The following is an 11,022-nucleotide window of genomic DNA, read 5'->3' on the forward strand; positions in this document are numbered from 1 at the left end:
CGCCTTTATATGCAGCGTTAGGCGCCAAGCGGAGCTGCGGCGACCGTGGGCAGTGTGGGCGACGTGGAACCGCCTGCCGGCTCAACGGTGATCCCGAGCGATGCAGCTGAGTGGATGCCCTGGACCACTGCCGGCTTGGACAGCGCCTGCTCGTCCATCAGCCCCTGCGATACCGGCGCGGAGCCGTCCTTGGGAATCAGCCACATCTGGTACACCTTGCCCGCCGGCGGAGCGGGTACACCGCTCATCTTCACCACCACCGAGTCTTTGGACTCTGAAATCAGAACTGTGGCCTTGCCGCCGCCGGCCACGTTCACGGACGCCTCCCGCAGGTCCGAGGCACGGGCTACCTGGTTGACGGGATCGTTCTGGTCGGCCAGGTAAGCGCCAACACCGACACCACCGAGTGCTATGGCTGCGGCCGCCGCCACCCCCACCAGCCAACGCCGGGCACCCGAAGGTCCACGCCGTTCCTCCCGGCGTTTCCGGGCCTGCGCCAGCTCGTCGAGCGGGCCGCCTCCGCTGGGTATGCCCGGCTGGAAGCCCGGTGCAGTGCTTCCCGCTGCTGCTGCGGCAGCGCCACCATCCTGTCCCGGTTGTGCCGGGAGTTGGGCGGGAAGCTGGGCGACGATGCGGTCGAACAGGTCCGACGGCGGCTCGGCCTCGGCACGGAAGGTGCGGCTGAGAGCCTCCCGGGACTGCCGCACCCGTTCCAGGAAGGCCTGCCGTTCAGCTTCGGGAGCCGTGGAGATGTAATGGTCGATGGCGTCGCGTTCCTGGTCCGTTACCGCGTCAAGGGCGTAGAGTTCCGCGAGGTCGACGGCGCGTCCTGACGCGAGGTCCATGGCGACGGTATCGCCGAAGGCGCTGGAACGTCCGTTGTGTCCGTGGTCCATCCCGCTCATCTCAACTCACCCCCAAACAGGTCTTCAATCGGATCAGTCCATCGCGGATGCGGGACTTGATAGTGGGCACTGCTGCATTCAGGCGTTCTGCGACTTCCCGGTAGGTGAGGCCGCCGTAGTAGGCCAGGCGTACCGATTCCTGCTGCGTTTCGGTCAGCGTGCCCAGGCAGCGGACCACCGCCTCCGCCTCAAGCCGGCTGCCCACTTCATCGGACACGCTGTCATGATCGATGTCCTGCGTACTCGCCCCGTACCTTGCCTCCCTGTCGGTGGAGGACTGCGAGGAGCGGACCTTGTCCACCGCACGACGGTGAGCGATGGTCATCAGCCAGGAGAGCGGGCTGCCCGCCTGCGGATCGAACTTGGCCGCGTTTTGCCAGACCTGCAGGAAGACTTCCTGGGTGGTGTCTTCGCTGAGCTCGGGATCGATCAGGACCCGCCGCGCCATGCCGAAGACCCTGCGGGATGTCAGCTGGTAGAACTCGGCAAAGGCCGCCTGGTCCCCGCGGGCAATGCCCGCCAGCAGGACCGAGAGGCGCTGGCTGAGGTCTGCAGGTGGGTCAGTCACCGCGGCCGAGCCTTCTGAATTGGGCGCGTTGGGAGTTTCCATTACGTCCAAGCATAAGTCTCTGTGCGGTGAATCCTCAGCAGTACCCTGCCGGCTGCGGCTGTCCTGCCTGGATCCTGCCTCCAGTAGTGTCACCTGCAGCTCCTTGCTCCGCTCGAATGTCCTCAAAAGGCATTCGGGGCCGGACGCCCGACGGATGGGAAGCCGGCAAATTTGTTTGCCAGGGACGGCCGGGAAAGCCGCCGCAGACAGGTAGTTCCACGCGGCCTTAGAGTTTGGCTCCCGCGAATCCCTGCTGGCGCCACGCCTCGTACACGGCGATGGAAGCCGCGTTCGCGAGGTTCAGGGAACGGAGGGCGGGGAGCATGGGCAGGCGCACGGTGGAGGTGACGTGCGGGTCGTCTTTCAGCTCCGCCGGCAGCCCCACCGATTCGCGGCCGAACATCAGGACGTCGCCGGGCCGGTAGGCGATGTCGGTGTAGCTGGTGGTGCCGTCGGAGGTGAAGGCATAGACGCGCTCCGGCTGGAGGTGGTCCCAGGCATCGTCGATGGTTTTATGAACCGTGACGACGGCGAGGTCGTGGTAGTCGAGCCCTGCCCGGCGCAGCTTTGCGTCCGAGAAGTCAAAGCCAAGGGGTTCCACGAGGTGCAGTTCAGCGCCGGTGATGGCGGCTAGCCGAATGGCGTTGCCGGTATTGCCGGGGATTTCTGGGGCATGGAAAAGGATGCGGAACACCACCCCATCCTAGCCACCGCAGTCAGTGCATGCCGCGCAGCAGCCGGGCAAGGATGGGGACGTTCACGGTGTTGGGGGCGGGGCCCGATGCCAGAAATTCCTTCAGCCCGCGCACCATCCCTGCGGCGTTGACGATCTGCACCGTTTCCAGCGAACCTGCAGGCCTGCGGTGGTGGTCGATCACGGGTTCGTGGAGGTTGCCGTCCGGGCTGTGCACCACGGTCCACCCGGTGACGTTGAGCTCCGGGAAGATTTCCTGCATGGCCCACACCACCCTGGCAAGCTGCGGAGGCGCCACCGAGCGGCCTCCGTGGTTGAGGGTCCGGCCGTCCCAGGCGTAGGCGCCTTTCGGCAGGAGCATGGAGTTCACCAGGGCCAGCCGGTAACCGGCCAGGACCGCGTGGTCAATGTGGCTGTTGTCTGCCGGCGACTGCAGCCCGTTGATGAGCCGCGCCGCCGGGATGGCCGGCAGCACCTGGCGCGTCAGCAGCTGTACGGTGCGCATCTCGCGTTGGATGCGGGCCTCGGCGCCAAAGATTCCACGCTTACGGGGCATCCCGTGCACCTGCTGCCGGGCCTGGGCGAAGGGAATGAGCGGGACCTCTGTGCCGCTCCCGCCGTATGGCGGAATGTAGACCGGGGGGTCGCCTGCCGTATTCCGGCTGTTGCCTGGCCGGCGGACAGTGGCGGACGCCCGGCTTCCGGCGGCCGGCGCGTCAAAGTGCGCCCCGCCGTCGGACGCAGCGTCCCTGGCCCCGCCGGCACCGTAGCTGCGGTCGTATGCGCGCCGGCGTGCGGGGTCGACCAGCGTCTCGTAGGCAGTTGTCACGCGGCGGAATGTTGCGGCATCACCGCCCTGGTCCGGGTGGGCCGTCCGGGCGGCGCGGCGGTACGCCGCCTTGATTTCCTTTTCGGTGGCCGTTACGGGCACGCGAAGGACCTGGTAGTGGGAGCTTCTGCCGTCGGTCAAGCAATCTTCCTTCTCTTGTTGCGCGGCTTCCTGGTTCCGGCGGGGAAAGCAACGTGCCGCCCAGTCTAGCCAGCACGGGCCCGCCGTCGTGGACGCTGCACCTGCTCTGACAACGATCGTCCCGGGCCTGGCGGTTCCCCGCGACGCCGGAGTCTAGACTCGTGCGTGCGCGGCTGAACACAGTCCTGCAGGGGATGCGACGGAGGGGATATGCAAATGCCGACGACGGCGGGCCGGGCCGGCAGGGCAAGGAACAGGGGATTGCAGCTCACCACGGCCGGCGCCGTGGCATTGATTATCGGCGGGTGCAGCGTGGACGTCCGGGACCCCTCCGTGCCCACCGCCCCGGCCGGTACTGCGGTCCTTTCCACACCCACCATCACGCCAGGACACGACGCTGCCGCCGTCGCCGCGCAGGACATGCCCTTTGGCGCAGGGGGCACCCTTGCCCCCGGAGTGCCCGTTGGAGTTTCCGATGAGCTTAGGGGCGCACCGGGCTGGAAGCTCGAAAAAGACAACGTCGCCGGCGCCAGCCAGTATGCGAAAGCGGATGGGTGCATAGTTGCTGCAAGGGTCAGTACCGGCCAGGGCCCGCTGGTCCGCGAAGGGGACAGGGAGTCGACTGTTGCCCTCTTCCAATACCTGGACGCCACCATCCAGCCCTCCTACCTGAAGCCGGAAACCCTGCACTGGGGCGGCACTCCGGAGAATCCCGGAAAGAGCGTGGAGGTGCTGGTGCTGGAGCAGGCCGCTCCCGGCGGGAGGTCCACTGCCGTGCTGGCAAGGATGTTTGGCACGGCCGGCTCCTCGGCCTACATATCGGTGTCCTGCCCGGATGCGCCTACCCTTGCCTCAGCGCGCGCTGACGTTCGCCGGTACCTGCCGCTGCTGCCCCCGTCTGCCTGAGCCCTCAAGTTTCTGCGCCCTGCGCTTCTCAAGGCAAAACCGCCGGCGGCTGGAGGGCTCAGCTGCCGGCGGGTCTTGTTGTCCGTAACGCCCATATGGCGCGGTCAAAGCGTCATGCGGTGGTTCGGGCAGTCCCGACGGACAGCCGGTTGAGGGCCAGGGCGCCTACCAGCAGCCCGAAGTCACGAAGGGCTACGTCGTAAAAGCTTCCCAGCAGCAGCAGGTTGATGATGATCCCGGCCAGCCAGACGGCTACCACCAGCGAGCCGTACTTGGGACGCACCGCAACAATGAGGCCCGCAATGATCTCCACGACGCCCACGACATACATGAAGGTCTGCGGCGTCAACGGGACGACAGAGGTGGCCTGGGGCGCGAGGTAAACGGTCCAGTGGGTGAGGATGTTGGTGAATTTGTCCAGGCCGAAAAGGATGGGTGCAACGGTGAAGACAGTGCGCAGCAGGAGAAAGGCCTGCCGGTCCGCGGCCATGGTCGAGGATGAACGCTGAGCGGGCACTGCGGATGCTGATGCTGATGCCATGGTGGGCTCCTTCTAAAAGTAGGTAACGTAATTTTAGAAAGAGCCTGTTCTATAATCAAGAGATCTAAACTTTGGATTTGGAGGCCCCCATGTCCCGACTTCCCTGGGCGGACAGGATCGCTGCCGTCGCTTCACTGACCGACGCGAAGAGGCTCCAGCTGTTCGAGCTCGTGGCAGCCTCGCCACGGCCCCTGGGCCGCGACGAGGTGGCTGAGGCTGCAGGTATGGCGCGGAGCACGGTTTCCTTCCACCTGGACAGGCTGGTCCAGGATGGCCTGCTTGCCGTCGAGTTCCACAAGCCCGCCGGCAGGGCAGGCCCCGGTTCCGGGCGCCCGGCGAAGATGTACCGGACTATAGGGAGCGAAGTCGGAGCGTCCGTGCCCGACCGGAATTACGACCTCGCCGGCGAATTGATGGCAGCCGCCATCGAAGCGTCGCAGGTGGAGGGAGCTCCGGTGGGGGAGTCCCTCCGCGCCGCCGCCTTCAGCAAGGGCCGGGAGCTGGCAGAACATGCCAGCGGGCTGGAGGAGTTCCTGGCAGAAGCCGGTTACCAGCCCCAGCCTGATGGTGACGGTGGCTTCCTGCTCACGAACTGTCCCTTCCACCGGCTCTCACGGTCCCACGCGGCGGTGGTCTGCGACATGAACGGCGCCTTCCTCCGGGGGGCGGCAGCCGGGTGCGGAAACGATGAAGGGCGTGTTGCCGCCGTCTCCGGACCCGGCCATTGCTGCGCGAGGATCACGGGCAGGGGCTAGGTCCTGCCCGGTCCGCCGCTCCGGGCCGCGATAGAATTGGGGGATGCCCGCCTACCTCGACCATGCCGCCACCACGCCGCTTTCAGATGCGGCGCTCGCCGCCCTGACACGCGAGTTGGCGCGGACGGGAAACCCCTCCTCGCTGCATGGATCGGGACGCCGGGCCCGCCGGGCGGTCGAAGACGCGCGGGAGGCCATTGCCACCGCCGCGGGAGCCCATCCCTCGGAGGTAATCTTCACCTCCGGCGGCACCGAGGCGGACAACCTCGCCGTCAAGGGCCTGTACTGGTCCCGTGTTGCAGACGACCCAAAGCGGCGCCGCATCCTCTGCTCCGCCGTCGAACATCACGCAGTCCTGGACACAGTCGAATGGCTCGAACGCCACGAGGGCGCCGACGTTACCTGGCTGCCGGTGGACTCCGAGGGCGTACTGGACCTCGCCGTCCTGGAAGCTGAACTTTCCCGCGACCCCGGCACCGTGGCGCTGGTGACCATCATGTGGGCCAACAACGAGGTCGGCACCATCCAGCCGGTCGGCCGCATCGTCGAGTTGGCCCATGCAGCAGGCGTTCCTGTGCACTCGGACGCTGTCCAGGCCTTCGGCTCGGTTCCCGTGCACTTCAGGGAATCCGGCCTGGATGCCATGTCCATTTCGGGCCATAAGATCGGCGGCCCCGTGGGGGTGGGTGCCCTGCTTCTCGGCCGCGCGGTCAAACTGACACCGGTACAGCATGGTGGCGGGCAGGAGCGTGATGTCCGGTCCGGGACGCTGGACACGGCCTCCATCGCCGCCTTCGCCGCCGCGGCGGAGGCTGTCACGGCCGCACTGCCGGCGGAAGCGGCGCGGATTGCCGCCCTTCGTGACCGCCTGATCGACGGCGTCCGTGAACTTATTCCCGACGCCGTCCTGCGCGGCGCCCCCGGCGGGGGTCGGCTCCCGGGCAATGCCCATTTCACCTTTCCCGGCTGTGAAGGCGATTCGCTGCTGTTCCTCCTCGACCTCGCCGGCGTCGAATCGTCCACGGGATCTGCCTGCACGGCGGGTGTGCCGCGGCCCTCCCACGTGCTCCTGGCGATGGGCCTGGATGAGGAAACCGCCCGCGGAGCCCAGCGGTTCAGCCTGGGCCACGCTTCCACCGACGCTGATGTCGATGCCCTGCTCAAGGCGCTGCCCGAGGCTTATGCCCGTGCCCGCCAGGCAGGCATGGCGGGACACGAGTCCTCAATCCAGACGGCGGGGACTGTGGCCCGGCAGGGGCGCGGGGGCCTGTAGCGGTTCATGTGCCAGGCGGGCTGATTTGCCTGCCACCGTAGAATGGATAGGCGAAGATCGTTTCCGCCGCCGGCGGGTCCAGCCCGGCCCCGGAAAACACCGTCCCCCCAACAGAAAGCCAGCATGCGAGTACTAGCAGCCATGAGCGGCGGAGTCGATTCCGCTGTTGCCGCCGCCCGCGCGGTGGAGGCCGGGCACGACGTCGTCGGCGTCCACCTGGCCCTTTCGCGCATGCCCGGCACCCTGCGCACCGGCAGCCGCGGCTGCTGCACCATCGAAGACTCCCGGGACGCCTGGCGCGCCTGTGACGTGCTGGGGATCCCCTACTACGTGTGGGACTTCTCCGAGCGGTTCAAGGAAGACGTCGTCCAGGACTTCATCGACGAATACGCGGCGGGCAGGACCCCCAATCCCTGCATGCGCTGCAACGAACGCATCAAGTTCGCGGCGCTGCTGGAGAAGGCCATGGCCCTGGGGTTCGACGCCGTGTGCACGGGCCATTACGCCAAGGTGATCGAAGATGCCGACGGCAACCGCGAACTGCACCGCGCCGCCGACTGGGCCAAGGACCAGAGCTACGTCCTGGGCGTCCTCACCCACGAACAGCTCAAGCACTCCATGTTCCCGCTGGCAGACACCCCCTCCAAGGCAGAGGTGCGCGCCGAAGCGGAGCGGCGTGGGCTCTCCGTCGCCAACAAGCCGGACAGCCACGACATCTGCTTCATTCCCGACGGCGACACCGCGGGCTGGCTCGCCGAAAAGATCGAGATGACTACCGGTGACATCGTGGACCAAACGGGCGCAAAGGTAGGGGAGCACCCCGGCGCCAACGCGTTCACTGTCGGCCAGCGCCGCGGGCTCAAGCTCGGAACCCCGGCCGCCGACGGCAAGCCCCGTTTCGTCCTGGAAATCCGGCCCAAGGAAAACAAGGTTGTGGTGGGACCGCAGGCCCTGCTGGCAATCGATGAGATCCGCGGCATCAAGGTTTCCTGGGCAGGCCTTCCCATCGCGGAGGTGGAAACCGGCGCGGAATTCGAGTGCTACGCACAGGTCCGGGCACACGGGGATCCGGTCCCTGCCACTGCCGGGATGGAGCATGCCCCCGATAACGCCGGAAGCCAGCTGGTGGTCCGGCTGGCGACGCCGCTGCGCGGTGTGGCCCCCGGACAGACTGTGGTGTTGTACCAGGGGACCCGCGTGCTGGGCCAGGCCACCATCGACGCCGCCCGCTCGCTTCAGCGCGCCGCCCTCTAAGCTCCCAGCCCCGCACCGTTCCGGCCGTCGCCGGGGCGGCGCCTTGCCGTGCCCGGAAGATGCCGTCCTCCGCGGCACGCCCGCTGAGGCAGGAGCGCCAACGAGATAAATTTTGTGTTTCAACTCACAGAATTGGCCGTCCTGAGGGCAGACTCTCTGATTGAATCTAGGGATCAGCACTGCGCGCCGGAGGCAAGGGCACATGCACCCCTAATGTCGGCGCGCTCGTACTCATCGGACAGAAAGTTCACAGATGATCAAGAGCACAACTGCCCTGCACCGCGCCATCGCGCTGGCAGGCATCTCCGCCCTGGCCCTGACAGCCTGCACCGGGCCATCGGGTGGCGGCGGTGGAACGTCCACCGGCGGCAGCGCCGGTGGCGGTGCCATTACCTTCGGGACCACCGACAAAGTCGTCACCCTCGACCCCGCCGGCTCCTACGATGCAGGCTCCTTCCTGGTGATGAACCAGGTCTACCCCTTCCTGATGAACTCAAAGCCCGGTTCCGCCGAGGTCAGCCCGGACATCGCGGAGTCCGCCTCCTTCACCGCACCCACCGAGTTCACCGTGAAGCTGAAACCCAACCTGAAGTTTGCCAACGGCCACGCACTGACCGCCTCGGACGTGAAGTTCTCCTACGACCGGGTCCTCAAGATCAACGACCCCAACGGCCCGGCGTCGCTGCTCTCCAACCTCAAATCTGTTGACGCCAAAGACGACACCACCGTGGTCTTCAACCTCAAGGCGGGCAACGACCAGGTCTTCGCGAGCGTCCTGGGCACCAACACCGGCCCCATCGTCGACGAGGAAGTCTTCCCGGCCGACAAGGTGATGAGCGACGAGGACATCGTTGCCGCGAAGCCCTTCGCGGGCCCCTACACCATCGATTCCTACAAAAAGAACGAACTTGTCAGCCTCAAGGCCAACGCGGACTACAACGGTCTGCTGGGCAAGCCGGCCAATGACAGTGCGGTCATCAAGTACTACGCCGATTCCAACAACCTGAAGCTGGACGTCCAGGGCGGCAACATCGACGTTGCCGGCCGCAGCCTCACGGCCACCGACGCCGCGGACCTGGGCAAGGACTCCAAGGTCAAGGTCTACAAGGGCCCGGGCGGCGAGCTCCGGTATATCGTCTTCAACTTCGACACCATGCCCTTCGGCGCCAAGACACCGGAAGCCAACCCGGCCAAGGCCCTCGCGGTGCGGCAGGCCATGGCTGACATCGTGGACCGCCAGGCCATCTCCGACCAGGTGTATAAGGGCACGTACGTTCCGGCGTATTCGGTGGTTCCTGACAGCTTGCCCGGCGCTATCCAGCCACTAAAGGAGATGTACGGCGACGGCAGCGGCAAGCCCAGCGTGGACAAGGCCAAGAAGGTCCTGGCCGACGCCGGCGTCACCGGCCCCGTCAACGTGAAGCTGCAGTACAACCCGGATCACTACGGCAAGTCCTCCGGCGACGAATACGCCATGGTCAAGGAACAGCTCGAGAAGTCGGGCCTGTTTACCGTGGACCTGCAGTCCACCGAATGGGTGACCTACTCCAAGGCCCGGACCGCCGACGCCTACCCCGTGTACCAGCTGGGCTGGTTCCCGGACTACTCGGATGCTGACAACTACCTCACGCCGTTCTTCATCCCGGGCAACTTCCTAAAGAACCACTACGAGAATCCGGCCGTCACGGATCTGATCAAGAAGGAGCTTGTGACGCCGGACAAGACCGAGCGCGAGAAACTGATTGGCGATGCCCAGACGGCAGTGGCCAAGGACCTTTCCACGCTGCCGCTCCTGCAAGGGGCGCAGCTCCTGGTGGCCGGCGCGGACGTCAAGGGTGTTGAAAAAACCCTTGACCCCTCCTTCAAAACACGCCTTGGCGTCCTGTCCAAGTAAGCACTCCACCCCCATCGGGCTCTGACAGGCCGGAGGCGGGACACCCCAACGGTGTCCCGCCTTTTGCCGGTCATCAGCCAGCACCGAGGGGAATGCTGGCTCCCGGTCACCACGAATACAGGTACCGATGACAACTTTAATTGACGCGCCACCCAGTGACGCGGACGGACTCCTTCCGCCCAAGAAAAAGCAGGCAGGCGGAGGGCTGGGCCAGTACATCCTGGTCCGCTTCCTGCTGATCTTCCCCACCATCCTTATCCTCGTCACCATGGTGTTCTTCCTCATGCGCATCACCGGTGACCCCATCACGGCCGCCATGGGTGGACGGCTGCCCCCCGAGCAGCTGCAGGAACGCATCCATGCTGCCGGCTACGACCGGCCACTGATTCTGCAGTACTTCGAATACCTGGGCCAGCTGGCCACGGGCAACTTCGGCACCACCCTGTCGGATAACCGCAAGGTCACCGAGATGCTTACCACCTACGGCTCCGCCACACTGGAGCTGGCCATCAATGCGCTCATCGTTGCGCTGCTGGTGGGCATCCCGCTCGGCATGGTGGCTGCCCACCGCCGCGACCACCTGCCGGACGCAGTGCTTCGGATCCTGGCCATCCTGTTCTACGCCACGCCGGTGTTCTTCGCCGGCATGCTGCTCAAGCTCGTCTTTTCGGTATGGCTGGGGTGGCTTCCGGTCGCCGGCCGCGCAGGAACCAGGACAGAGCTTTCGCTCACGGCACTCCAGGCCCCCACTGGCATCTACTGGCTGGACGCCCTGCGCAGCGGGAACATGGCCGCCCTCAGCGACGTGATGTCGCACGCTGTCCTTCCGGCGCTCGCGCTGGGACTGCTGACGGCGGGGATCTTCCTCCGCCTGGTCCGGACCAACGTCATTGGCACGCTCGGGAAGGACTACGTGGAAGCCGGCCGCTCGCGTGGTGTCAGCGAGTTCAGGCTGGTCACCAAGCACGCCTACAAGCCGGCGCTGATCCCCATCATCACGGTGATGGGCCTGCAGATCGCGGTGCTGCTCGGCGGCGCCGTGCTGACGGAGACCACCTTTGAGTGGAAAGGCCTTGGCTTCCAGCTGGCCAACTACCTCACTGCGCGCGACTTCGTGGCCGTCCAGGGCATCGTGGTCCTGCTGGCCGTCATCGTCGCCGTCACCAACTTCATCGTGGACATCATCGCCGCGCTGATCGACCCCCGCGTGAGGTACTGAC

At 66.2% G+C, this 11,022-nt stretch carries 11 protein-coding genes; 6 read left to right on the plus strand and 5 right to left on the minus strand.

Going from position 1 to position 11,022, the window contains the following annotated elements:
- Positions 1-17: 17 nt before the first annotated feature.
- The 4 genes from ACTJK0_RS08595 to ACTJK0_RS08610 all read right to left on the minus strand — a co-directional run bounded on the left by ACTJK0_RS08595 (position 18) and on the right by ACTJK0_RS08610 (position 3,179).
- A complete protein-coding gene (locus ACTJK0_RS08595; protein WP_440744914.1) occupies positions 18-896 on the minus strand; it encodes an anti-sigma factor in 879 nt (292 codons plus the stop codon).
- 10 nt (positions 897-906) lie between these two features.
- Positions 907-1,515: a sigma-70 family RNA polymerase sigma factor gene (locus ACTJK0_RS08600; RefSeq protein WP_440744899.1), complete on the minus strand. Its 609-nt coding sequence runs from the start codon at positions 1,513-1,515 to the stop codon at positions 907-909.
- Positions 1,516-1,741: 226 nt separating this feature from the next.
- Entirely contained in the window at positions 1,742-2,209 is a 468-nt protein-coding gene (locus ACTJK0_RS08605) for a tRNA (cytidine(34)-2'-O)-methyltransferase (RefSeq protein WP_110541147.1), read from the minus strand.
- A 22-nt stretch (positions 2,210-2,231) separates the two neighbouring features.
- Complete coding sequence (locus tag ACTJK0_RS08610) at positions 2,232-3,179, minus strand: J domain-containing protein (RefSeq protein WP_440744900.1); 948 nt, start codon at positions 3,177-3,179, stop codon at positions 2,232-2,234.
- A gap of 261 nt (positions 3,180-3,440) precedes the next feature.
- Here ACTJK0_RS08610 and ACTJK0_RS08615 point away from each other — a divergent pair, with 261 nt between their 5' ends.
- Entirely contained in the window at positions 3,441-4,085 is a 645-nt protein-coding gene (locus ACTJK0_RS08615) for a hypothetical protein (protein WP_440744901.1), read from the plus strand.
- Positions 4,086-4,197: 112 nt separating this feature from the next.
- Here the strand turns inward: ACTJK0_RS08615 and ACTJK0_RS08620 are convergent, their stop codons facing one another.
- Positions 4,198-4,626: a hypothetical protein gene (locus ACTJK0_RS08620; RefSeq protein WP_440744902.1), complete on the minus strand. Its 429-nt coding sequence runs from the start codon at positions 4,624-4,626 to the stop codon at positions 4,198-4,200.
- An 89-nt stretch (positions 4,627-4,715) separates the two neighbouring features.
- On the opposite strand from ACTJK0_RS08620, the gene ACTJK0_RS08625 reads away from it, so the two are divergent.
- From ACTJK0_RS08625 to ACTJK0_RS08645, 5 genes are all read left to right on the plus strand, one after another.
- Positions 4,716-5,381 (plus strand): helix-turn-helix transcriptional regulator, encoded by a 666-nt coding sequence (locus tag ACTJK0_RS08625; protein ID WP_440744903.1) that lies wholly within the window; start codon positions 4,716-4,718, stop codon positions 5,379-5,381.
- 43 nt (positions 5,382-5,424) lie between these two features.
- A complete protein-coding gene (locus tag ACTJK0_RS08630) occupies positions 5,425-6,654 on the plus strand; it encodes a cysteine desulfurase family protein (protein ID WP_440744904.1) in 1,230 nt (409 codons plus the stop codon).
- A 123-nt stretch (positions 6,655-6,777) separates the two neighbouring features.
- Positions 6,778-7,908 (plus strand): tRNA 2-thiouridine(34) synthase MnmA, encoded by a 1,131-nt coding sequence (gene mnmA / locus ACTJK0_RS08635; RefSeq protein ID WP_440744905.1) that lies wholly within the window; start codon positions 6,778-6,780, stop codon positions 7,906-7,908.
- A 253-nt stretch (positions 7,909-8,161) separates the two neighbouring features.
- Positions 8,162-9,802 carry an ABC transporter substrate-binding protein gene (locus tag ACTJK0_RS08640; protein ID WP_440744906.1) on the plus strand — a complete coding sequence of 547 codons (1,641 nt, stop codon included), beginning with the start codon at positions 8,162-8,164 and terminating at the stop codon, positions 9,800-9,802.
- A gap of 127 nt (positions 9,803-9,929) precedes the next feature.
- Entirely contained in the window at positions 9,930-11,021 is a 1,092-nt protein-coding gene (locus ACTJK0_RS08645; protein ID WP_440744907.1) for an ABC transporter permease, read from the plus strand.
- The last annotated feature ends 1 nt before the right edge of the window (position 11,022 follow it).

This window comes from Paenarthrobacter sp. 22069 (assembly GCF_052046035.1).
Lineage (GTDB): Bacteria > Actinomycetota > Actinomycetes > Actinomycetales > Micrococcaceae > Arthrobacter.